19 protein-coding genes and 3 tRNA genes are annotated in these 24195 nt (G+C 60.0%); 19 read left to right on the forward strand and 3 right to left on the reverse strand.

Annotated features, from left to right (window positions below; translation table 11 throughout):
• Positions 1-6: 6 nt before the first annotated feature.
• The 15 genes from RGM3321_RS13275 (at position 7) to RGM3321_RS13345 (ending at position 14627) form a co-directional block, all read left to right on the forward strand.
• The gene (locus RGM3321_RS13275) at positions 7-1017 is read left to right on the forward strand and encodes an aspartate-semialdehyde dehydrogenase (RefSeq protein ID WP_244393390.1); all 1011 of its coding nucleotides are present in this window, start codon (positions 7-9) and stop codon (positions 1015-1017) included.
• 109 nt (positions 1018-1126) lie between these two features.
• Entirely contained in the window at positions 1127-3961 is a 2835-nt protein-coding gene (locus RGM3321_RS13280) for a FimV/HubP family polar landmark protein (RefSeq protein WP_244393391.1), read from the forward strand.
• Between the two features lie 158 nt (positions 3962-4119).
• Complete coding sequence (truA, locus tag RGM3321_RS13285) at positions 4120-4944, forward strand: tRNA pseudouridine(38-40) synthase TruA (protein ID WP_244393405.1); 825 nt, start codon at positions 4120-4122, stop codon at positions 4942-4944.
• A gap of 61 nt (positions 4945-5005) precedes the next feature.
• Positions 5006-5626 (forward strand): phosphoribosylanthranilate isomerase, encoded by a 621-nt coding sequence (locus tag RGM3321_RS13290; RefSeq protein WP_244393392.1) that lies wholly within the window; start codon positions 5006-5008, stop codon positions 5624-5626.
• Between the two features lie 252 nt (positions 5627-5878).
• Positions 5879-6799 (forward strand): acetyl-CoA carboxylase, carboxyltransferase subunit beta, encoded by a 921-nt coding sequence (gene accD / locus RGM3321_RS13295; protein WP_244393393.1) that lies wholly within the window; start codon positions 5879-5881, stop codon positions 6797-6799.
• A complete protein-coding gene (gene folC, locus RGM3321_RS13300) occupies positions 6796-8097 on the forward strand; it encodes a bifunctional tetrahydrofolate synthase/dihydrofolate synthase (protein ID WP_244393394.1) in 1302 nt (433 codons plus the stop codon). The genes accD and folC overlap by 4 nt, the downstream gene beginning before the upstream one ends.
• The gene (locus RGM3321_RS13305) at positions 8081-8740 is read left to right on the forward strand and encodes an SPOR domain-containing protein (RefSeq protein WP_244393395.1); all 660 of its coding nucleotides are present in this window, start codon (positions 8081-8083) and stop codon (positions 8738-8740) included. Before folC ends, RGM3321_RS13305 begins: the two co-directional genes overlap by 17 nt.
• A gap of 118 nt (positions 8741-8858) precedes the next feature.
• Positions 8859-9446, forward strand: a complete 588-nt coding sequence (locus RGM3321_RS13310; protein WP_002552712.1) for a CvpA family protein — start codon at positions 8859-8861, stop codon at positions 9444-9446.
• 12 nt (positions 9447-9458) lie between these two features.
• Positions 9459-10967 carry an amidophosphoribosyltransferase gene (purF, locus tag RGM3321_RS13315; protein ID WP_004657889.1) on the forward strand — a complete coding sequence of 503 codons (1509 nt, stop codon included), beginning with the start codon at positions 9459-9461 and terminating at the stop codon, positions 10965-10967.
• A 21-nt stretch (positions 10968-10988) separates the two neighbouring features.
• Positions 10989-12200, forward strand: coding sequence for an O-succinylhomoserine sulfhydrylase (locus RGM3321_RS13320; protein ID WP_244393396.1), 1212 nt, complete (start codon positions 10989-10991; stop codon positions 12198-12200).
• Between the two features lie 50 nt (positions 12201-12250).
• The gene (locus RGM3321_RS13325) at positions 12251-13015 is read left to right on the forward strand and encodes an SDR family oxidoreductase (protein ID WP_161796185.1); all 765 of its coding nucleotides are present in this window, start codon (positions 12251-12253) and stop codon (positions 13013-13015) included.
• A 149-nt stretch (positions 13016-13164) separates the two neighbouring features.
• Positions 13165-13240, forward strand: a tRNA-Val gene (locus RGM3321_RS13330).
• Positions 13241-13306: 66 nt separating this feature from the next.
• Positions 13307-13383 (forward strand) — tRNA-Asp (locus tag RGM3321_RS13335).
• Between the two features lie 115 nt (positions 13384-13498).
• A tRNA-Asp gene (locus RGM3321_RS13340) sits at positions 13499-13575 on the forward strand.
• A gap of 233 nt (positions 13576-13808) precedes the next feature.
• Entirely contained in the window at positions 13809-14627 is an 819-nt protein-coding gene (locus RGM3321_RS13345; protein ID WP_244393397.1) for a DUF2242 domain-containing protein, read from the forward strand.
• 158 nt (positions 14628-14785) lie between these two features.
• Here the strand turns inward: RGM3321_RS13345 and ilvA are convergent, their stop codons facing one another.
• Positions 14786-16300 (reverse strand): threonine ammonia-lyase, biosynthetic, encoded by a 1515-nt coding sequence (gene ilvA, locus RGM3321_RS13350; protein ID WP_244393406.1) that lies wholly within the window; start codon positions 16298-16300, stop codon positions 14786-14788.
• Positions 16301-16442: 142 nt separating this feature from the next.
• On the opposite strand from ilvA, the gene RGM3321_RS13355 reads away from it, so the two are divergent.
• On the forward strand, positions 16443-16862 hold the full coding sequence (locus RGM3321_RS13355) for a hypothetical protein (RefSeq protein ID WP_244393398.1): 420 nt from the start codon (positions 16443-16445) through the stop codon (positions 16860-16862).
• Positions 16863-16868: 6 nt separating this feature from the next.
• Here the strand turns inward: RGM3321_RS13355 and RGM3321_RS13360 are convergent, their stop codons facing one another.
• A complete protein-coding gene (locus tag RGM3321_RS13360) occupies positions 16869-17909 on the reverse strand; it encodes an AraC family transcriptional regulator (RefSeq protein WP_244393399.1) in 1041 nt (346 codons plus the stop codon).
• 2 nt (positions 17910-17911) lie between these two features.
• Positions 17912-19045: a nitrilase-related carbon-nitrogen hydrolase gene (locus RGM3321_RS13365; protein WP_244393400.1), complete on the reverse strand. Its 1134-nt coding sequence runs from the start codon at positions 19043-19045 to the stop codon at positions 17912-17914.
• Between the two features lie 203 nt (positions 19046-19248).
• Between RGM3321_RS13365 and RGM3321_RS13370 the strand changes: the two genes are divergently transcribed.
• From RGM3321_RS13370 to RGM3321_RS13380, 3 genes are all read left to right on the forward strand, one after another.
• Complete coding sequence (locus tag RGM3321_RS13370) at positions 19249-21288, forward strand: NADPH-dependent 2,4-dienoyl-CoA reductase (RefSeq protein WP_244393401.1); 2040 nt, start codon at positions 19249-19251, stop codon at positions 21286-21288.
• A 25-nt stretch (positions 21289-21313) separates the two neighbouring features.
• Positions 21314-22258: a pyridoxal-phosphate dependent enzyme gene (locus tag RGM3321_RS13375; protein ID WP_244393402.1), complete on the forward strand. Its 945-nt coding sequence runs from the start codon at positions 21314-21316 to the stop codon at positions 22256-22258.
• Positions 22259-22406: 148 nt separating this feature from the next.
• Positions 22407-23744, forward strand: a complete 1338-nt coding sequence (locus RGM3321_RS13380; RefSeq protein WP_244393403.1) for an MFS transporter — start codon at positions 22407-22409, stop codon at positions 23742-23744.
• Positions 23745-24195: the final 451 nt, after the last annotated feature.

Genomic DNA, 24195 nt, shown 5'->3' on the forward strand with positions numbered 1-24195 from the left:
TTTTGCATGAGCCAGTCCTTTGATATCGCCGTAGTCGGCGCAACCGGTACTGTCGGCGAAACCGTTGTCCAGGTGCTGGAGGAGCGCAACTTCCCGGTCGGCAATCTGCACCTGCTGGCAAGTATCGAGTCTGCTGGTCACTCGGTGCCGTTTCGGGGCAAGAATGTGCGCGTACGGGAAGTCGATGAGTTCGACTTCAGCAAGGTGCGCCTGGCGTTCTTCGCCGCTGGCCCGGCTGTCAGCCGCAGTTACGCCGAAAAGGCGGTGGCGGCGGGGTGCTCGGTCGTCGACTTGTCCGGCGCATTTACCTCCGTGCAGGCACCTAATATCGTGCCGGAAATAAATGCTACGCTTTTGCACAGCGGCGCGGCGGCCTCGCTGGTGGCCAGCCCGAGCGCCTCTGCCACTGCGGTCGCACTGGCTCTGGCGCCGTTGCGCGGGTTGATCGATATCCAGTCCGTGACAATCACGGCCTGTCTCGCGGTCTCAGCACTCGGGCGCGAAGGTGTCAGCGAGCTGGCGCGTCAGACTACCGAGCTGTTGAATGTCCGTCCGCTGGAAACCCGCTTTTTTGATCGTCAGATGGCGTTCAACGTATTGGCCCAGGTGGGTACGCCTGACGAGTCGGGGCATTTGCCGCTGGAAAGGCGTCTGGTTGATGAATTACGCGAACTGCTGACGCTGCCATCGCTCAAAGTCTCTGCCACCTGCATTCAAGTGCCGGTGTTCTTTGGCGACAGCTTTACCGTAACGCTGCGCACCGCAGGTTCGGTCGATGTTGCGGCGATCAATGCGGCACTCGAGTCTGCCGCCGGAATCGAACTGGTCGATGCGGGTGATTACCCTACGCCGGTGGGTGATGCTGTGGGGCAGGACGTGGTTTATGTGGGACGCGTTCGGGCTGGAACCGACGATCCCGAGCAGCTGAATCTGTGGCTGACGTCAGATAATGTGCGAAAAGGCGCTGCGCTGAATGCTGTGCAGGTTGGCGAATTGTTGATAAAAGACTATGTGTAAAAGATACTTGGCAACAATTTGAATAATTGTTTTAGCGGCGATACGCCTTACACCCAAACGCAGGACCACCTCCCCGGATCTCGGGGAATCTTTAAACAAGGGATGGGCTATGGTTCAGGTTCGTAAACTGGTATTAGCAATCGCTGCGGCTTCAGCGCTGTCATCGGGTATGGCGCAGGCGCTGGGGCTCGGGGAATTGTCGGTCAAGTCGACCCTGAATCAGCCCTTGGTAGCGGAAATCGAGTTGACCGAGGCGCAGGGGCTTAACGCAACGCAAGTTGTGCCGAGCCTGGCGACCACTGCCGACTTCGCTCAGGCGGGTGTTACCCGTCAGGCGTTTCTTAACGATCTCACTTTTACCCCGGTTATCAACGCCAGCGGTAAAAGTGTCCTGCGCATTACTTCCAGCAAGCCGGTGCGCGAGCCTTATGTGAAGTTCCTGGTTCAGGTGCTCTGGCCAAATGGCCGGTTGCTGCGTGAATACAGCCTTCTGCTCGATCCTCCGAAGTTTTCTCCAGAGGCCGCCGCTGGGGCCGCCGCCCCGGCGCCAGCTGCTGCTCCTGCCGCACCCGCGCAACTGGCGACAGTCGCGCCGTCGGCAGAAGCTGCGGCACCCGAGGCTCCCGCACCTGCCGTCAGTGCGCCAGCATTGCCGCCGCCAGACGCGGACAAACAGGCACAATATGTCACCGCCAATAACGATACCTTGTGGGAAATTGCCGCGAAGGTACGTACTGGCGGCACTGTCCAGCAAACCATGCTGGCCATTCAAGCGTTGAATCCGGAAGCGTTCATCGGTGGCAACATTAACCGCTTGAAGAAAGGGCAGGTGCTGCGCCTTCCGACTCCGCAGCAAACCACCGCGTTGCCACAACCGCAGGCAGTTGCAGAAGTTTCCCGGCAGTACAGCGCCTGGCGTGAAGGCCGTCGCCTGCCTGCCGGCACGCGCCAGGTCGATGCCACCCGTCGTGATCGCGCTGGCGCTGCTCCTTCCAAAGTCGATACCTCCGACAACCTGAGCCTGGTTTCGGCAAGCGGCAAACCTGCGGCAAAAGGTGCAGCGGGCGACAGTGATCTTGGCAACAAGCTGGCGGTGGCTCAGGAAGCGCTGGACACCACGCGTCGTGATAATGCCGAGCTGAAAAGCCGCATGAACGACCTGCAAAGCCAGCTCGACAAACTACAGCGCCTGATTGAGCTGAAAAACGGTCAGTTGGCCAAAATGCAGGCCGCCGGTGCAACTGTGCCTCCGGCTGCTGCCACCCCGCAAGCCACACCGCCTGCCAATGCGGCAGTGCCTGCTTCGCTGGTCGATGCCAATGGTGCTCCGGTCAAACCGGCTGGCGAGATTGCTCCTGAAGATGCATTGCCGGCAGGTGCCGCCGAGGTTGCGACTCCGGCAACCGATCAGCCGCTGGCTGTGGAGCCGGTGGCTGCAGCCGAAGATGAAGACGCGCTGCAGAAGATCCTCAACAACCCTGTACTGCTTGGCCTGATCGGCGGTGCTGCATTGTTGATTCTGGCCTTGTTGCTGTTGTTCCTGGCGCGTCGTCGCGCTGCGAAGGCCGAAGCCGAGAAGCACAAGCGCATGGCGCGTGCTCTGGCTGAGGAGTCGGATTTTGTTTCAGACATGGACATGAATGCACCGCCAGCCAGCTTCGACGGCCTGGATGTGCCACCACCGAATGTTCGCATGGGGGCCGCTGGTGCCGCCGCCGCTGCCACCGCGGCTCGCGAGCGTCCTGCCGATCCGTTGCTTCAGGCCGAGATTCATATTGCTTACGGGCGCATGAATCAGGCTGTCGAACTGCTTGAAGAAGCGGTGAAGGAAGATCCGAAGCGCGATGATATTCGCCTCAAGCTGATGGAAATCTACGCCGAGCAGGGTAATAACAAAGCCTACGCAGCCCACGAACGCAAACTGGTGGCAGCGGGAAAGCGTGAAGCTGAGGTCGAGCAGCAGGAAGAACTTAACTCGACCCTGAAACCGGTAGCGCCTGTTGCTGCGCCAGCGGTTTCTGAATCTGCCACTGCGTCGGCTGCTCCGGCAGTGGCCGCGGCGGCGGCAGCTGCCAGTGCTGCTGCGCTGGTTGCAGAGCTTGACGCCAAGTATGTTGAAGAGCTGTTGGCCGATGATTCGGCAGAGCAAGAGGTCGAACCTGAGCCTGAAATCGCTGTAACAGCAGATCCCGAGCCCGAACCTGAAGTGGTTACGCCGCTGGCCGCTGAGCCTGCCGAAGAGGCGGATCCGTTCGATCACGATTTTGATTTGAGCCTGGACGAGTTCGAAGAAGCGCCCACGCCTGAAGTCACCACTGTGAACGAGCTTGACGACTTGATGCTGGATGAGCCGAAGGTGTCGGCAGCAGCAGATGACGAGGAGCTGAGCTTCGAGTCGATCATGCAGCAACAGGAAGAGGCCCGTGCGGCGACAACGCCGGAAGACCTTGCCGACTTCGATCTGGACCTGTCGGAGGAAGATCCTGCGCTCAAGAACGAAGATGACTTCCTGCTCGGCCTTGGCAGTGACCCGCTTGATCTGGGTGAAACGCCGTCTGTGCCGCCTGTCAGTGATGACCTTGAGCTTCCGGAAGACTTTGATCTGTCGCTGGCGGACGAGATTGAAACCGATCAGGCCAGTCAGGCATTCGCGACCGAAATCGACGACGTCAATGCCGAGCTGGATCGCCTTTCGCAGAATCTCGAGCATCCGCCGCTCGATGAACCAAGGTTCACGGCCGAAGATGCCGCGGCACTGGATGACGAACCGGACTTCGACTTCATGGCCGGCACTGACGAAGCAGCGACCAAGCTTGATCTGGCGCGCGCCTATATCGACATGGGCGATGCAGACGGTGCCCGGGATATTCTTGACGAAGTGGTCACTGAGGGCGATGACGGACAGAAAAGCGAAGCGCGGGAGATGCTTTCGCGGCTGGCCTGATCCCATTAAGGCAACCTGCAAACGGCCGCTTATGCGGCCGTTTGCATTTCAATTGTCCGGCTTGGTAGCGTGTTTTTCTTGCGACCGTATAATGACCGACTTTTCGCGAACCGACAGGCTGTACCACTTTGGCGAACATAGACAACCCGGCATCTGAAATGGCTGCCGAGGGCTTTTCCCGAATCGCGCTGGGCGTTGAATACAAGGGCTCGCGCTATTGCGGCTGGCAACGTCAGGCGTCCGGTGTGCTGACCGTGCAGGAAACTCTTGAAGACGCTTTGTCAAAAGTGGCTGCGTCACCGGTATCACTGATGTGTGCCGGCCGCACAGATGCTGGTGTGCATGCCTGCGGGCAAGTGGTGCATTTCGATACGCAGGCCGAGCGCACCGTGAAGGCCTGGGTCATGGGCGCAAATATCAATCTGCCCCATGACGTTAGCGTAACCTGGGCCAGGGTCATGCCCGCGACGTTTCATGCCCGCTTCAAGGCCATTGCCCGTCGTTATCGCTACGTGATCTACAACGATCAGATTCGTCCGGCGCACCTGAATCAGGAAATCACCTGGAATCACCGTCCGCTGGATGTGGAGCGGATGGCACTGGCAGCCGAGTATCTGGTAGGTACTCACGACTTCAGCGCTTTTCGCGCCGGCCAGTGTCAGGCCAAGTCGCCAGTCAAGCAGTTGCACCACCTGCGCGTGACCCGTCACGGCAAGATGATCGTGATCGACGTGCGTGCCAATGCCTTCCTGCATCATATGGTGCGCAACATCGCCGGTGTTCTGATGACCATCGGCACTGGCGAACGTCCGGTCGAGTGGGCGCGGGATGTGCTGGAAAGCCGGGTTCGGCGTACCGGTGGTGTGACTGCCCATCCCTATGGTCTGTACCTCGTTCAGGTCGAGTACCGTGATGAATTTCCGCTGCCCGAGCGGTTTGTAGGTCCGCATTTTCTTACGGGCTTTGCGGAACTGGACGGCTGACGACCCGAGCAGCATTTGCTAACATCCGGGACTTTCCGAAAGGTCTGAGGTTACTCACTATATGTCAGCCGTTCGCAGCAAGATCTGCGGGATTACCCGCATAGAGGATGCTCTGGCTGCAGCCGAGGCAGGAGCCGATGCAATTGGCCTGGTGTTCTACCCGAAAAGTCCGCGTGCAGTAACTGTGTTGCAGGCCCGCGCCATCATTGCGGCGTTGCCGCCGTTCATCACCACTGTCGGCCTGTTCGTAAACGCCAGCCGCTGCGAACTCAACGAGACGCTGGATGCGGTTGCGCTGGACATGCTGCAGTTTCATGGCGATGAAACGCCGGATGAGTGCGACGGTTATCATCGTCCCTACATCAAGGCTTTGCGAGTCAAGGCGGGGGATGACATCGCTCAGGTTTGCCGTACCTATCGCAATGCGCGAGGCGTGCTGCTCGATACCTATGTAGAGGGTGTTCCTGGCGGTACCGGGGAAACCTTCGATTGGACGCTGATTCCGGATGATCTGGATAAGCCGGTCATTCTGGCGGGCGGGCTGACATCGGCGAATGTGGCACAGGCCATTGCCCAGGTCCGGCCCTACGCCGTGGATGTCAGCGGCGGTGTCGAAAAGAGCAAGGGCATCAAGGATCGGGAAAAGATCCTTGCGTTCATGAGTGCAGTGCATGGCACCTGATGTGACGGTTGCCGGTCGGCCGCCGTCCATAAGCCTGTCCCTGCCACAAGGCATGCGGGTCGAATCAAGTAAGCGGTGGTGCCAGGGTGCAACGCCGTCGTTGTGAAAAATCGGGGTGAGGGGTGCGCAGGTCCGGCCTTGGGTCGATCGCTATCCTTTCATCGTCGTCCATATACGAATTTATCTGAGGGCATGCGACTGGCGTTTGATTTGTCAGTCGTTCGAGCCACACCGGTACTGGAGATATAAAGCATGAGCAACTGGTTGGTAGACAAACTGATCCCATCGATCATGCGTTCCGAGGTCAAGAAGAGCTCGGTTCCCGAAGGCCTCTGGCACAAATGCCCGTCCTGTGAGGCGGTGCTGTATCGCCCTGAGCTGGAAAAGACCCTGGACGTCTGCCCCAAGTGCAACCACCACATGCGTATCGGCGCGCGCGCGCGCCTGAACATTTTTCTGGATGTAGAAGGCCGCGAAGAGCTGGGTGCCGATCTTGAGCCGGTCGACCGCCTGAAATTCCGTGACGGCAAGAAATACAAGGACCGCCTGACCTCTGCGCAGAAACAGACCGGTGAAATGGATGCGCTGATTTCCATGAGCGGCACGTTGCTGGGCATGCCGGTTGTGGCTTCAGCGTTCGAGTTCTCGTTCATGGGCGGTTCTATGGGCGCCATTGTCGGCGAGCGTTTCGTGCGCGCCGCCAACTACGCCCTGGAAAATCGTTGCCCGATGATCTGCTTCGCCGCTTCCGGCGGTGCACGCATGCAGGAAGCACTGATCTCGCTGATGCAGATGGCCAAGACCTCGGCCGTTTTGGCACGTCTTCGCGAAGAAGGCCTGCCCTTTATCTCGGTGTTGACCGACCCGGTCTACGGCGGCGTTTCCGCCAGTCTGGCCATGCTGGGCGATGTCATCGTTGCCGAGCCCAAGGCGCTGATCGGTTTCGCCGGTCCTCGCGTTATCGAGCAAACCGTTCGCGAGAAGCTGCCTGAGGGCTTCCAGCGTAGCGAATTTCTGCTGGATCACGGTGCTATCGACATGATCATCTCGCGTGGCGAGCTTCGTCCGCGTCTGGGCAATCTTCTGGCGCAGATGATGAACCTGCCGACGCCTCGCTTTGTAGCGCCGGTCATCGAGCCTATCGTTGTTCCACCGGCACCCACCACGATATGACCTCTACATCTCTGGGCGACTGGCTCGCTTACCTGGAACAACTGCATCCATCTGCCATCGACATGGGGCTGGATCGTTCTCGGCAGGTAGCGCTGCAGTTGGGGCTGACGCGTCCGGCCCCCAGGGTGATCACGGTGACGGGCACCAACGGCAAGGGGTCAACGTGTGCCTTTGTCGCTGCCTTGTTGCAGGCTCAGGGCTTGAAAGTCGGTGTCTACAGCTCCCCACATTTGATTCGCTACAACGAGCGGGTGAAAGTGCAGGGTGTCGAGGCAACCGATCTGGAATTATGCGATGCCTTCGCGGCGGTTGAAGCGGCGCGTGGCGATGTAACCCTGACTTATTTCGAAATGGGCACGCTGGCGGCATTCTGGCTGTTCGAACAGGCCGGGCTGGATGCGGTCGTTCTGGAAGTCGGTCTGGGTGGTCGCCTGGATGCGGTAAATCTTGTTGATGCGGATTTCGCGCTGGTCACCAGCATCGGCGTTGATCACGCCGAGTATCTGGGTAACACCCGTGAGTCGGTCGCCTTCGAAAAGGCCGGAATCTTTCGTGCCGGTTGCCCGGCGTTGTGCGGCGATCCTGAACCACCCGAGCCGCTGCTGGCCAAGGCTCGCGAGCTGGGTTGCCCGCTGCTGATACGTGGTCGGGATTTCGACCTTACGATAGGCAAAGACAGTTGGGACTGGCGTGGTGTTGCTCACGGCGAACAGGTTGAGCTGCGCGGTCTGCCACTGCTGGACCCTATGCAGAACGCAGCGTTGGCACTTCAGGCGTTCGCCTTGCTGGGGTATCCGCTGCAAGCGGATGCAGTAGGGCAGGTTCTGGCGCAGACCCGGCTCGCCGGTCGTCTTGATCGCAGAACGTTCAGTTGGCAAGGCAAGCGGCTTAACCTGCTTCTGGATGTGGGCCACAACCCCCATGCGGCGCAATTTCTGGAGCAATGCCTCGCGCGCCAGCCGGTTGCCGGCAAGCGTCGCGCTGTGTTCGGCCTGTTGAGCGACAAGGACCTTGAAGGTGTAGTCGCGCATCTGGTTCCGGCCATCGATGAGTGGGCCGTTGCGCCGCTTCCTACCTCGCGCAGTCGACCTGCAGAAGAGTTGCATTCGGCCTTGCAGAACCTTGGCGCCTGCGTGACGTCCTATCAGAGTGTTGCGTTGGCGCTGGAAGCTCAGTGCGCGCACGCCACGCCCGATGACGAGATTCTGCTGTTCGGATCATTTTACTGTGTTGCCGAGGCCCTGGAATGGTTGGCCCGGTACACCGATGAGGACGCTGCAAATGGCTTTGCTGGATAACGTATTCAAGCAGCGAATGGTTGGAGCACTGGTACTGATCGCTGTGGCGGTCATCTTCTTGCCCATGCTCTTCACACGTGAAGATGAAACGCGTCAGGTGCAGGTCGATGCACCGTCCGCACCCCAGGCGCCTGCTGCTTCGCAGATTCGTGTCGACCCGGTGCCTGTTCCGGAGCCTCAGGCCCTGCCTCAGGAGCCCGTGCCCAACGACGATGACATAAGCAGCAGCCTGCCGCCTTCCATGCCGATCGCACCTGCCCCAAGTACTCCGGCTGCACCCCCGGTTGCCAGCGCCCCGGCCCCCAAGCCTGCTGCCAAGCCGGCACCTGCGCCTGCTGCAACCCCGGCAGCCCCTGCGGCACCCGCCAAGCCGGCAGCACCTGCTGGCGTCGATGCCAACGGGCTGTCGATCAGCTGGTCGGTTCAATTGGCAAGCATGTCCAACCGTGCCAACGCCGACAACCTGCAAAAGACCCTGCGTACCCAGGGCTACAACGCCTACATTCGCACCGCTGATGGCGTGAACCGGGTGTTTGTCGGCCCGCTTATCGAGCGTGCCGAAGCTGATCGTCTGCGCGATCAGCTCGACAAACAGCAAAAGCTCAAAGGCATTGTGGTGCGCTTTCAGCCTGAGCGGGGCTGACCGTTCGGCACCTTGTGCCCTTGCATCAAAGGAAAATGCCTCGCGCCGGTAATCGCTGCTTACCGGCAGGCGGGCGCTCTGCTAAAATACGCCGCCTTATCCGTCTGCAGGCTGCAACGTGCCATTTACTCCGGTTGACTGGGCAATTCTGGGAATTGTCGCCATCTCCGCCCTGATCAGTCTGAAGCGCGGCTTCGTAAAAGAAGCACTGTCGTTGACGACATGGATCATTGCAGGCGTTGTGGCCTGGATGTTCGGCGCGGGGCTGTCGCAGTATCTGGTCAATTACATAGAAACACCCTCGGCCCGCGTGATTGCGAGCTGCACCATTCTTTTTGTCGCCACCTTGCTGGTAGGCGCCATGGTCAACTTTCTGATAGGCGAGCTGATTCGCGTCACCGGGCTTTCCGGGACCGATCGTTTTCTCGGCATGGTCTTCGGCGCAGCGCGCGGAGGCCTGCTTGTCGTTGTGGCGGTAGGGCTGTTGAGCCTGGGGCCGGTGCAACAGGATCAATGGTGGCAGCAGTCCAGGCTGGTGCCGCAATTTCTCATGGTCGCTGACTGGTCGAAAAACCTGATTCTAGGGATGTCCAGCAAGTGGCTCGCCAGCGGCATCAGCGTACCCGCTGATCTGCCGTTCAAGGAACAGATCCTGCCGTCTACAATGCCGCAGGATGTGCTCGGTAAATCCAGTTCCACTAAGTAGGGGTTGTGTCGCATGTGTGGCATCGTCGGTATCGTCGGCAAGTCGAACGTCAATCAGGCGCTGTATGACGCGCTTACCGTCCTCCAGCACCGCGGCCAGGACGCTGCCGGTATCGTAACCAGCCACGATGGCCGGTTATTCCTGCGCAAGGACAACGGATTGGTGCGTGATGTGTTTCATCAACGTCATATGCAGCGCTTGGTCGGGCATATGGGTATCGGTCATGTGCGCTATCCAACGGCGGGCAGCTCGACGTCTGCAGAGGCCCAGCCGTTCTACGTCAACTCGCCTTATGGCATCACGTTGGCGCACAACGGCAACCTCACCAACGTCGAACAACTGGCCAAGGAGATTTACGAATCCGACCTGCGCCATGTGAACACCAATTCCGATTCGGAAGTGCTGCTCAACGTCTTCGCCCATGAGCTGGCCGTGCGTGGCAAGTTACAGCCGACCGAAGAGGATATCTTCGCGGCAGTGACCGATGTGCATAATCGCTGCCGTGGCGGCTATGCGGTCGTGGCAATGATCACCGGCTACGGCATCGTCGGCTTCCGTGACCCGGACGCCATTCGTCCTATCGTGTTCGGCCAGCGTCATACCGACGAAGGCGTCGAATACATGATCGCGTCGGAGAGCGTGTCGCTGGACGTGCTCGGCTTTACCCTGATTCGCGACCTGGCGCCGGGCGAAGCGGTCTACATCACTGAAGACGGCAAGCTGCATACCCGTCAGTGTGCGGCCAACCCCAAGTATGCACCGTGCATCTTCGAACACGTTTATCTGGCACGTCCAGACTCGATCATCGACGGCATTTCGGTCTACAAGGCGCGTTTGCGCATGGGCGAGAAGCTGGCCGACAAGATCCTGCGCGAGCGTCCGGATCACGATATCGATGTGGTCATCCCTATTCCGGACACCAGCCGTACCGCTGCGCTGGAACTGGCCAACCATCTTGGCGTCAAGTTCCGCGAAGGTTTCGTCAAGAACCGTTACATCGGCCGGACCTTCATCATGCCGGGCCAGGCAGCACGCAAGAAATCCGTGCGTCAGAAGCTCAACGCAATCGAGCTGGAGTTCCGCGGCAAGAACGTGATGCTGGTGGATGACTCCATCGTGCGCGGCACGACCTGCAAGCAGATCATCCAGATGGCCCGTGAAGCCGGTGCCAAAAATGTCTACTTCTGTTCGGCGGCACCTGCCGTGCGCTACCCCAACGTCTACGGCATCGACATGCCGAGTGCTCACGAGCTGATCGCCCACAACCGCTCCACTCAGGACGTTGCCGACCTTATCGGTGCCGACTGGCTGGTTTATCAGGATCTGAATGATCTGATCGAAGCTGTCAGTGGCAGCAAGAAGATCAAGATCGATAACTTCGACTGCTCGGTTTTCGATGGCAAGTACGTGACCGGTGACATCGACGAGCATTATCTGAACAGGATCGAGAGCGCGCGTAACGACGCCTCCAAGATCAAGACTCAGGCCGTGAGCGCGATCATCGATCTGTACAACAACTAAATTGGACAAGGAGTGGGCGGCATGACTCAGGAATGGGATGCAGGTCGGCTGGACAGCGACCTTGAAGGTGTGGGTTTCGATACCCTTGCCGTACGTGCCGGGCAACACCGCACCCCGGAAGGTGAGCATGGCGATCCCATGTTCTTTACCTCCAGCTACGTCTTTCGCACGGCTGCCGATGCGGCCGCGCGTTTCGCCGGCGAGGTGCCCGGCAACGTCTACTCGCGTTATACCAACCCGACCGTGCGCTCTTTTGAAGAGCGCATCGCCGCGCTGGAAGGCGCCGAACAGGCCGTCGCTACGGCCACCGGCATGGCGGCGACCCTGGCGGTCGTGATGAGCTTGTGCAGTGCCGGTGACCATGTGCTGGTGTCGCGCAGCGTCTTCGGCTCGACCATCAGCCTGTTCGACAAGTACTTCAAACGCTTTGGCATCGAGGTGGATTACGTTCCGCTCGCAGAGCTGAGCGGCTGGGACGCGGCGATCAAGCCCAACACCAAAATGCTGTTTGTCGAGTCACCGTCCAATCCATTGGCCGAGCTGGTGGACATCGCGGCATTGGCTGAAATCGCTCACGCCAAAGGTACGATGCTTATTGTCGACAACTGTTTCTGCACGCCGGCCTTGCAGCAGCCGCTGTTGTTGGGTGCCGATATTGTCGTGCATTCGGCTACCAAGTTCATCGACGGCCAGGGTCGCTGCATGGGCGGCGTGGTTGCTGGCCGCAGCGAGCAGATGAAGGAAGTGGTCGGTTTCCTGCGCACCGCCGGGCCGACACTCAGCCCGTTCAACGCGTGGATCTTCCTGAAGGGCCTGGAAACCCTGAACCTGCGGATGCGCGCTCATTGTGCCAATGCCCAGGCGCTGGCCGAGTGGCTCGAGCAGCAGGACGGTATCGAAAAGGTCCATTACGCCGGGCTCAAGAGCCATCCGCAGCATGAGCTGGCGCAGCGTCAGCAAAAGGGTTTTGGCGCGGTGGTGAGTTTCGAAGTCAAGGGCGGCAAGGATGGCGCGTGGCGCTTCATCGATGCCACGCGGCTGATCTCCATTACAGCCAACCTGGGCGACAGCAAAACCACGATTACCCACCCGAGCACCACGTCTCATGGTCGTTTGGCGCCTCAAGAGCGTGAGGCCGCGGGTATTCGCGACAGTCTGATACGGGTTGCTGTGGGCCTGGAAGATGTGGCTGACCTGCAAGACGACCTGGCTCGTGGTCTGGCGGCGTTGTGAGTGACAAGGCCGGTAACAAAAACAGTGGCGAGACGGGCGAAGAGTGGGCGTTGAAATTTGCCAGTACCCACAACGGCCGTGTCGCACTGGTGACGGGTGCCGCGCGCGGCATCGGGCTTGGCATCGCGGCGTGGCTGATTGCCGAGGGCTGGCAAGTAGTGCTGACCGATCTGGATCGTGCAAGGGGCTTCAAGGTGGCGGGTGCGCTGGGTGAAAACGCCCTGTTCATTGCCATGGACGTTGCCAGTGAAGAGCAGGTTGCGGCAGGTGTGGCCGAGGTGCTCAGGCAGTTTGGCCGTCTCGATGCGCTGGTGTGCAACGCAGCGATTGCCGACCCGCATAACACTACGCTGGAAAGCCTTGAACTGTCGCACTGGAATCGGGTGCTGGCCGTCAATCTCGGTGGCCCGATGCTGCTCGCCAAGCATTGTGCGCCTTACCTGCGCGCGCACTGTGGCAGCATCGTCAACCTCACATCGACTCGTTCCCGCCAGTCCGAGGCCGATACCGAAGCTTATGCGGCCAGTAAGGGCGGCCTGATGGCGCTGACGCACGCGCTGGCAATCAGTCTGGGCCCGGAGATACGTGTCAACGCCGTCAGTCCCGGCTGGATTGATGCGCGCGACCCATCGTTGCGCAAGGCCGAGCCGTTGTCCGAGACCGATCACGCCCAGCATCCTGCCGGCAGGGTAGGGACGGTGGAAGATGTTGCCGCGATGGTTGCGTGGTTGTTGTCCAGAAACGCCGGTTTCGTGACCGGGCAGGAATTTGTGGTCGACGGTGGCATGACGCGCAAGATGGTCTATGCCGAATAGTTTTGTGCAGTCTGCCGACATTGACTCTTTGTTGGGCTTTTGATGTGTGGTAGCGGTTTTGCGATTGAGCCTGTTTTTTAAAAAACTTCAATCAGGCTATTGACTTAGGTTCGTTAGGTGCGTAAATTTCGCGGCCTCAACGAAGCAAAGGGTGATTAGCTCAGCTGGGAGAGCAGCTGCCTTACAAGCAGCGGGTCGGCGGTTCGATCCCGTCATCACCCACCATCGTTGAGTTTGAAAGCTGAAGTACGAGGGCTTTCAAAGTATAAAAAGGACGCAAGTCCACAATGCGCAGCGGTAGTTCAGTCGGTTAGAATACCGGCCTGTCACGCCGGGGGTCGCGGGTTCGAGTCCCGTCCGCTGCGCCATATTTGTACAGATCGGGTTCGCCGGGTCTGCGATTGAAAAGCCCAAGGGTCTTTCAGTCACAAGTACAGGAAGCAAACTACCGAAAGTTTGTTTCAAACAGGTTTACAGCGATACGCAGCGGTAGTTCAGTCGGTTAGAATACCGGCCTGTCACGCCGGGGGTCGCGGGTTCGAGTCCCGTCCGCTGCGCCATACACCGCTTCAAGGCCCTTGAACTCCTTGAAGCAAACACGAAAGCGACCCTCGGGTCGCTTTTTTGTTGTCTGCGTTTTGTCCGTAGGCGAGTAGGGTGGTTGACCTGAACACGTGTTGTATCCAAATCCTTTTGATCTGTACGTTGATCCAGCGTCGGCCTTGTTGCAGACTTACCGCCATTTCCCAGTTCGCAGTCTTGCTGGCAGTCTTTTCCTTCCTCAGGATTCTCGATGTTTAAGCTACTGAACGTTCGTACCGCATTCTGGATCTCTGCCGTGTTGATGGCAGCTGGTTGTTCATCGCCGAAGCAGGCGGTTTATGACCACGAACATTTCGATGACGCCGGGACCTTCTCCCGTAGTTATCCCGCCACCGACCTGGCTTATTGCGAAGCGGGGCGGCGTGCCTTGTTGAGCCAGGGCTATATCATCACCAGCAGCGACCCGAAGATGATTGCCGGTCGCAAGAGCTTTCAACAGACCGGCGATGCGCATATTGAAATCAGCTTCAATCTGGTGTGCGCCGCTGATGCGAAGGACGGCAGTTCCACCATGTTCGCCAACGCTCTGCAGGACCGCTATGCGCTGAAGAAGACCAACAACTCGGCCAGCCTCGGGGTTGGAGTGCTGGGTTCCGTCTCGATGCCGATAGGCTCCACTGATGACTCGATGGTCAAGGTGGCCAGTGAAACCGTGTCATCGGCGAAGTTCTACGAGCGCTTTTTTGGTCTGGTGGAAAACTTCCTGCCACCGGAAGTGAAAAAGGCTGCGCATATTGTCGAGAAGCCCAAAGCAGATCTGGGTGTTCCTGATGTAGCCCCTGCCGCACCCGAGGCGGCCAAGGCGGCCGAACCCGCCAAACTGGCTCCAGCAGCAACGGAGTCGCCCGCCAAGGCCGAACCCGCTGCCGAATCAGCCACGCCGCCCGCGGCAAGCGAACCACTACCAGCGCCAGCCGAGCCTGCATCGTTCAAGGCGGAAACGGTCGACACACCGGCAGCCGAGCCAGCAGACAGCGCCATGCCAGCCGAGGCTGAGCCCGCTCAATAACGGCTGTCGTGATCATGCACAGCGGACGCAGAGCGTCCAGAACTGCATCCCCACGCAGAGCGTGGGGACGATAATCAAGGTGTCCAGAGAACTTATATCGTGCCCATGCTCCGCGTGGGGATGCCGGTCCGCATGAGGAGCGAGAGGTATCCACGTCCTCAGCCCAGAAACAACCGGTACGCCGGGTTCTCGCTTTCATCCCAATACGGGTAACCGATCTCGTCCAGCGCTGCGCCCACCAGGTGCCGCTCTTCCTCCGGCACTACCAGACCAGCGACCACACGGCCGTCTGCTGCGCCGTGGTTGCGGTAGTGGAACATCGAGATGGTCCAGCGCCCGCCCAGGCGGTTGAGGAAGTTGAACAGCGCGCCCGGTCGCTCTGGGAACTCGAAGCGCAGCACCACTTCATCGTCGACGCGCTCTGCATGCCCGCCAACCATGTGGCGGATGTGCAGTTTGGCCAGTTCGTTGTCGGTCAGGTCGAGCACCGGGAAGCCTTGCCCGGTCAGGCTGGCGATCAGGGCGCTGCGTGGGTCGTTCTCGGGATGGGTCTGCACGCCGACGAAGATGTGCGCCTCGCGATCGGTGTGGTAGCGGTAGTTGAATTCGGTGATCTGCCGCTTGCCGATGGCCTCGCAGAAGGCCTTGAAGCTGCCCGGTTGCTCGGGGATGGTCACGGCAATGATTGCTTCGCGGCCTTCGCCCAGTTCGGCGCGCTCGGCCACGTGCCGCAAGCGGTCGAAGTTGACGTTGGCCCCTGAATCAATCGCCACCAGCGTCTGGCCGCTGACGCCGCGTTGCTCGACATACTTCTTGATCCCGGCAACACCCAGTGCGCCTGCGGGCTCGGTGATCGAGCGGGTGTCGTCGTAGATGTCTTTGATTGCCGCACATATTTCGTCGGTGCTGACGGTGATCACTTCATCGACATAATGACGGCACACTTCAAACGTGTGATGGCCGATCTGCGCCACTGCCACACCATCGGCAAACAGCCCGACCTGGCTCAATACCACACGCTCGCCCGCCGCCATCGCCGCTTGCAGGCAGTTGGAGTCGTCCGGTTCTACACCGATGACCTTGATCTCCGGCCGCAGGTATTTGACGTACGCCGCGATACCCGCGATCAGCCCGCCACCACCGACCGGTACGAAGATCGCGTCCAGCTGCCCTGGCTGCTGACGAAGAATCTCCATCGCCACGGTGCCTTGCCCGGCAATCGTGTCAGGGTCGTCATAAGGATGGATGTAGACCAAACCCTGCTCGTCGACCAGTTTCAGCGAGTAGGCCAGCGCTTCCGGGAATGAATCGCCGTGCAGCACCACTGTGGCGCCCCGCGAGCGCACGCCTTCGACCTTGATTTCCGGCGTGGTGCGCGGCATGACGATGGTCGCCAGAATGCCCAGTTCGCGTGCCGCCAGTGCCAGGCCTTGTGCGTGATTGCCCGCCGAGGCCGTGACCACGCCGCGTGCGGCCTCTTCTGCGGTCAATTGCGCCAGCTTGTTGTACGCGCCGCGAATCTTGAAGGAGAACACCGGCTGCAGGTCTTCGCGCTTGAGCAATACCCGGTTTCCCAGTCGCTCGGACAGCTGGCGAGCGCCGTGCAGCGGGGTTTCGATAGCCACGTCATAAACGCGGGAGGTGAGGATCTTGCGGGCGTAATGGTTGAGCAGATCGTGCTGGCCTTGGCTCATCGCGTCGATCCCTCATACATGCGCAGTTCGGCAATAGATGGCAGACCGCTAATCAGGTTCAGGGAGGCGAGAAGGGCAATAGAGCGAGGGATAACGATCATGTGTGACTCCTGGTTCAATAATGTTGCCCAGGAGACAGAAGAAACCCGCCTCCAGGGCGGGTTTTTGCAAACGTCGGCTAACCCGCCATGACTGGAATGACGGTAATAATAATCTGGCCGAGGTTTTGCTTGATGAGGTTCATGGCCTTGAGGTTAGGTCGACACGGGCCTGCAAGTCAATAGTGCCTGACTGGCAGCGTATCGAGATACGTGCTGAATCGGCGACGATCTTTTTCGTCTGTTTGATAGGGATCAACATTTTTATTTCACATTGGCACTTTAATGTTGATCTTGCGGTCAGTTATTTCAGCTTTAATTATCACGCATACTCAACCAGCCAAGAGGGCGAAGAAATGGACGAATACCAGGAAGAACTACTTGAATACCGTGCATCGGAACTGGACCCGGTAGAGCCTGCCGACGACGCTACCGAGCTATGAACGGCTTCATGCGCTTTGGCGCTGGCTGCGGCGAAACTCTCCCGGAGTCTGTCCGTTCCAGCGTTTGAAGGCGCGTTGAAAGGCTTCGGCAGAAGCGAACCCCAGCAGGTAGGCGATCTCCCCGAACGCCAGTTCAGTGTCGCGAATATAAGTCATCGCCAGATCACGTCGCGTGCCATTGAGCACGGCGCGAAAGCACGTGCCTTCCTCGGCCAGCTTGCGTCGTAGTGTCCAGGTCGGCAGCTTGAGCCTTGCCGCCACTTCTTCCAGATCCGGTTCCCTGCCGCCGTTCAATAGCGGCCCAAGCAGTTGAATGATGCGTTCACGCAAGCTGCGGGTACGGGTCTGTTGCTCCAGCTCGGCTTCGCATAATTGCAGCAGATGCCGCCAGGTACTCGGGCAGTGGTCCGGGTTGCGTAATGCAAGGCAGTTCTGATCCAGGCGCAGTTGATTGGTGGCGGCGGCAAATATCACCGGGCTGTCGCTCAGGCTGGCGTATTGCGCGGCGTAGTCAGGCGCTTCGAATTCGATCTCGACGCGTTGTGCACGCAGCCCGGTGCCCGCCAGTGTCGAGAGCTGAGCAAGCCAGCCAGCCAAGATCGAGTCCACAACAAAGCGGTTGTACACGTTATAGGGACTGATTGAATAGAAGCGCATCCAGGCGCCTTGCGCATCCTCGTGAAAGCTCGACTGACCGCGATAGTTGGAGGCATACAATGGCTCGAAACGGATCAGCGTGCGGGCGGCCTCGCGCACTGTGGGGGCCTGCGCGGCGGTCACGCCCGCCAGACCTGCATGTGCGAAACGACTGAGCTGGCCCATGTACAAGCCGAACCCGGGCTGGCCGGTAAGCTGAATGGCAGCATGCCCCAGGCGCATATAGCGCGGGATCGACAGTCGCGCACCGGCCTGACTCAGGCGGGCGGGGTCCAGACCGTACTGCTCGAGCAACGGATCAGGATTCTTGCCCAAGCGAGTGACCGCACCGGCCAGACTCTGGATGTAGCCCACCGACAGGTCACCAAGGCGCAGGGTCAAGGTCGGCATCGTCAAAGCCAGAGGTTGATCAGACGGGCACCGCCAGCGGGGCCATTGTCAGACGACGGTTCGGCAATTGTCTGACCTGCGTGGCTGGCAAAACTTTGCCCGGAAACGCCCTGATTCCAGAATTGCCCGCGCATGAACACGCTGACTCCTGCCTGTGCACTGCTTTGCGCAGGACGGCCGATCAGGGTCAAGCGATGCCAGGCTTCGCCCTCGCTTGGATTGTCGGCTGCCATATCGATGTCTGAGTGCCGAGGCTTGCGCCACGGTTCGGACCAGGCGGCCTTGCCGATCACAAAAGCAGGCACCGCAATCAGCTGCGCGCCGCTCCGATTCAAGCGTGCGTAATTGTCCGCGTACCAACTGTCGCCGCCGATCAGCACGGCCAGACGCCCTGCGGGCGTGTCGAGCACATTCAATGGTGCGTCGCTCGCCGTGTGCACGTAGCGTTTCTGAAAACGGTCCGGGTACAGCTGACGCTGAGGCTGGCCGAGCGGCTGGCCATCGCTGCCGAATGTCAGGCTGCTGTTGTACAGGGCACCTTTACCGACTTTCAACTGACCGTTTTCAACGCTCGGTTCCGGCAGCACAATCGACCCTGCCACCAGTGTTACACCGAACTCCTTGGCCAGGCCGCCGAACAGTGCCTGATAGTCTCGCGCCATCGCTCGTGCCTTGAGGCGCAGATGGGCGTCATCCACACGGTCCCGGCCTTCGGCACTGAGCATTGCCGAGATGAATTGCAGCGGATTGCTCCAGGACAGCCAGTCCATCGCTTCATCGACTGTTGCGGCTTGATAAAGCTCATCCTTCTCGCCACTGGCGAACAGCCAGGTGCCTATATGCTCGGGGAGTACTACCACCGTTCTGTGGTTGATCAGCCCGTAATCGCGGGCCTGTTGCAGATAGGCGGCCAGCTTGCGGTGCAGTCGGTCAGTGTTCTGATAGTCCGTGGGGAACAGCTCAGGCTCGATGCCCAGCAGGTTTCCGCGTTCACTGGGCTCGCCTTCATTGATTGCCAGGCGAATGCGCAGATCGGACAGGTAATGGCCCGCCGGACGTTGTCCGGTCCAGACTGCGTAACTGGCAAGGCTGGTTACGCTCAGCAGGATCAGACAGATGGCGAAGAGTTTGCGCATAAAAAGGCCGGCTGGCTGCCATCAGGAAATTGTCGACTAGGGTAGGACGACGTCAGGCGCTTGCCAAGTGCCGCTGCGCGTTTGGATCAATAACTTGTCACTTTCGGTCATTGAGTGTGTGGCTGGATGCGTCTTTACTGTTGCCCATGAGAGGACCCGCAGAGGTCCTTGTTTTCACGTGATTGACTCGATGGAGCTTCGCCATGACTGCTGCTCATTACCCGCAACTGCTGGCCCCGCTGGACCTGGGCTTCACAACCTTGCGCAACCGGACCTTGATGGGCTCGATGCACACTGGTCTTGAAGAGCGGCCGGGTGGTTTCGAGCGCATGGCGGCTTATTTTGCCGAGCGGGCCCGCGGCGGGGTCGGGTTGATGGTCACCGGCGGGATCGCGCCAAACGAAGAGGGCGGCGTTTACGACGGTGCGGCAAAACTCACCAATGCCGAAGAGGCGGCGCAGCATCGCATCGTTACTCGTGCGGTCCACGAGGCTGGCGGCAAGATCTGCCTGCAGATCCTGCATGCCGGTCGCTACGCTTATAGCCGCAAGCAGGTTGCGCCAAGTGCCATTCAGGCGCCGATCAACCCGTTCACGCCGCGTGAGCTGGACGAAGAGGGCATCGAAAAGCAGATCGCTGATTTCGTGAACTGTTCCACGCTGGCCCGCAGTGCCGGGTATGACGGTGTCGAAATCATGGGTTCTGAAGGTTATTTCATCAATCAGTTCCTCGCCGCACATACCAACCATCGCACCGATCGCTGGGGCGGCAGCTATGAAAACCGTATGCGCCTGGCGGTCGAGATTGTTACGCAGGTGCGTGAGGCGGTTGGGACAGATTTCATCATTATCTTTCGCCTGTCGATGCTGGACCTTGTGGAGGGTGGCAGCACCTGGGAAGAGATCGTCCAGTTGGCCAGGGCGGTCGAACAGGCGGGTGCGACGCTGATCAACACCGGGATCGGCTGGCATGAGGCACGTATTCCAACCATCGCCACCAAGGTGCCGCGCGCAGCGTTCAGCAAGGTCACTGCCAAACTGCGTGGTTCGGTGAAGGTGCCGCTGATCACCACCAACCGGATCAATACCCCGGAAGTTGCCGAGCGCATCCTCAGCGAAGGCGACGCCGACATGGTCTCGATGGCGCGTCCTTTTCTGGCCGACCCTGAATTCGTCAACAAGGCTGCGGCGGGGCACGCCGAACGGATCAACACCTGCATCGGCTGCAATCAGGCCTGCCTTGACCACACCTTCGGCGGCAAGCTGACCAGTTGCCTGGTCAACCCGCGCGCCTGTCACGAGACCGAGCTCAACTACCTGCCAACCCTGCAGGTGAAGAAAATTGCCGTGGTGGGTGCCGGTCCCGCCGGGCTGGCCGCTGCAACCGTTGCTGCCCAGCGCGGACATGAGGTGACGTTGTTCGATTCGGCCAGCGAAATCGGTGGCCAGTTCAATATCGCCAAGCGCGTGCCGGGCAAGGAAGAGTTCTCCGAGACGCTGCGCTACTTCCGCAACAAGGTGGAGGAAACCGGCGTGCAGTTGCGCCTAGGCACTCGCATAAACGCCGACGACTTGCTGGGCGCTGGCTTTGACGAGGTGATTCTGGCGACTGGTATCGCGCCGCGCACTCCGGCCATACCCGGCATCGATCACCCCAGAGTGCTGAGCTATCTGGATGTCATTTTGCAGCGCAAGCCGGTTGGGCGCAGCGTGGCAGTGATCGGCGCGGGTGGTATCGGTTTCGATGTATCGGAATTTCTTGTGCATCAGGGCGTGGCCACCAGCCTGGACCGTGAGGCCTTCTGGAAGGAGTGGGGCATCGACACCACGCTTGAGGCGCGTGGTGGCGTGGCCGGGATCAAACCTGATGTCCACGCCCCGGCACGCCAGGTATATCTGCTGCAACGCAAGAGCTCCAAGGTGGGCGACGGCCTGGGCAAGACCACCGGCTGGATTCACCGCACCGGGCTGAAAAACAGGCAGGTGCAGATGCTCAATAGTGTCCAGTACCTGAAAATCGACGATGCCGGTTTGCATATTCGTATTGGTGAAGACGGCGAGGAAAAGCTGCTGGCGGTAGATAACATTGTGATTTGCGCCGGACAGGACCCGCTGCGTGAGCTGTATGACGATCTGGTCAGCGCCGGGCAAAGCGTGCATCTGATCGGCGGTGCAGACGTTGCCGCCGAGCTGGACGCCAAACGCGCTATCGATCAAGGTTCGCGTCTGGCCGCTGCGCTCTGATTCAGCTTGTCTGTAAACTGCGCGGATGATTGTTGACGCCCTTGACTGGCAGCCCACTGCTGCGCTGCAACGCTTGAACCTGCCCTGGCTGCAAGATGCCGGGGTGGAGGTGGCAATCCTGCGCCTGGACCTTATTGACTCGCTGATCAGCGGCAACAAATGGTTCAAGCTCAGCGAACACCTGACCCAGGCTGTCGAGGCGGGCGCAGATGGATTGATCAGCTTGGGCGGCGCACACTCCAATCATCTCCATGCGCTGGCGGCAGCGGGCAAGCGCTTCGGTTTCCCGACGGTGGGCCTGTTGCGTGGTCACGTCCAGCAGACGCCGACGGTACTGGACCTGCAAGCTTTTGGCATGCAATTGCACTGGCTGGGCTATGCGGGTTATCGAGCACGACATGCTGCAGATTTCTGGCTGCCCTGGCAGGCGCAATATCCTGCGCTGTATCCGATTGCCGAAGGCGGTGGCGGGCTTGCCGGTGCGCAGGGCTGCGCAAGGTTGCGGGAGATGGTCGATAGCCAGCTCGGGCAACTTGGCTGGGACGATTATCACGGCTGGTGGCTGGCAGTCGGCACCGGCACAACGCTTGCCGGTTTGCTGTTGGCCGAGGCCGGCGCCCATCCGGTATACGGCGCGATGGCGGTGCCGGACGATCATGGCGTCGCTCAAAATATCGTGGCTGTGTTGAAAGAAGCCGCAGGGTCGCAGGTGAGCGCCTCGCCGAACCTGCCCGCTGCCTGTGTTCTGCTGGAGGCCAGCTGCGGCGGTTTCGCCAGAACCGATGCCCCGCTGCTCGACTTTATCGCCAGCAGCGAGGCGCATAGCGGCGTACCTCTGGAGCCCTTGTACACCGGCAAGGCTTTGCTGGCCCTGCACGATGAGGTGCTGGCCGGTCGGTTCAAGTCAGGCAGCCGTCTGGTCCTCGTCCATACCGGTGGCCTGCAGGGGCGCCGCGCGATGGGCCTGTAAGCCTTGTGGCAGAGCCTTTGGCATGAATTCTGCGCAGATCGGTGGCGAGACGTCGGCCATGACTACGTGGATGACACTTCTGGAGTGAGGCATCCGGGTCGCTGTCTCGATAATCGATCCATTCCAGATCAATACGCCGAGGTCAGCCATGACAACTACCGCCGCAGAGCAAGTCGATCCTGCCACGCTGAAAAAGGTCATCGTCGCGGCAGCCATCGGCAACTTCGTCGAATGGTTCGATTTCGCCGTGTACGGCTTTCTGGCAACCACTATCGCGCTGCAATTTTTCCCTAGCGGTGACAGCAGTGCCGCGTTGTTGAAAACCTTCGCTGTGTTTGCCGTAGCCTTCGCATTTCGACCGTTGGGCGGGGTCTTCTTTGGCATGCTGGGTGACCGCATCGGGCGCAAGAAAACCCTGGCGATGACCATCCTGTTGATGGCAGGCGCGACCACACTGATCGGCTTGTTGCCGACGTATGCGGCGATTGGCGTGATGGCACCGATTCTGCTGACCGTGATTCGCTGTGCGCAGGGTTTCTCGGCCGGAGGGGAGTATGCCGGGGCCTGCGCCTACCTCATGGAGCACGCGCCGCGCACGCGGCGGGCCTGGTACGGCAGCTTTGTGCCGGTGTCGACGTTTTCCGCCTTCGCTACCGCGGCAGTGGTGGCTTACGCGCTGGAGTCGTCACTGTCGACCGAGGCCATGGGCAGTTGGGGCTGGCGTCTGCCGTTTCTGATTGCAGCGCCCTTGGGCCTGGTCGGCTTGTACTTGCGCTGGAAACTCGACGAAACCCCGGCCTTTCGGGCTGTCACGCAGGAGCACGCCGTGGCTCACTCGCCACTCAAGGAGACCTTGCGCCATCATGCAGCGGCCATGTGTTGTCTGGGAGCATTCGTATCGTTGACGGCGCTATCGTTCTATATGTTCACGACTTACTTTGCGACCTACCTGCAAGTGGCCGGCGGGTTGAGCAGGGCGACGGCGCTGCTGGTGTCGTTGATCGCACTGGCCTTCGCCGCTGCTCTCTGTCCGCTGGCCGGTGCTTATTCGGATCGGGTGGGCCGTCGGGTCACCATGGCAACAGCCTGTACTCTGCTGATGGTCGTGGTGTTTCCGTCATTCCTGATGGCCAGCTCCGGCTCGTTCATTGCCTCGATCGTCGGGGTCATGCTGCTCGCCGTTGGCGCAGTACTGTGCGGTGTAGTGACGGCAGCACTGTTGTCGGAAACCTTCCCGACCCGCACCCGCTATACCGCCTCGGCAATCACCTACAACATGGCCTATACCCTGTTCGGCGGCACCGCGCCGCTGGTGGCGACCTGGCTGATCGGTGTCACGGGCAGCAACCTGTCGCCAGCGTTCTACCTCATCGCCGTAGCCGTATTGGCGATTGCTGGGGGACTGGCCCTGCCGGAAACCTCGAAAATCTCGTTGCACGATGTACCCGGTGCAGGCGATGAGCCGGTGGTGGGGTCGATTGCCTGAGCGTCACGATCTGCATGCCGTCACGCAGCCGCTGCCAACGCAGTGCTTTTCAATCGCGATGGCACTGGCGACGCAGAGTGCGACGTTAGTGACAGGGCGAAGGAACCCGACGAAGTCGGGCCGGAAGCAGTAGCGAAAGGCTTTGGTTACTTTGGCCCCTCAAAGTAACTCGCCGAGGGGCGAAAAGGTGACTTGAGTCGAGCCGGAATCTCACTGAATCGCAGAGTTATGTGACGCGGAGCGTCAAGAAAGGCATTACCACGCGGAGCGTGGGAACGAGAGTCCGAGCCGAGCCACAAGCCACCTGATGTCGCAGAACCGCTGTGTGACGCGGAGCGTCAAGAAAGGCATTACCACGCGGAGCGTGGGAACGAGAGTCCGAGCCGAGCCACAAGCCACCTGATGTCGCAGAACCGCTGTGTGACGCGGAGCGTCAAGAAAGGCATTACCA

Origin of the sequence: Pseudomonas sp. RGM 3321 (assembly GCF_022836805.1) — a bacterium.
In the GTDB taxonomy this organism is placed as follows: domain Bacteria; phylum Pseudomonadota; class Gammaproteobacteria; order Pseudomonadales; family Pseudomonadaceae; genus Aquipseudomonas.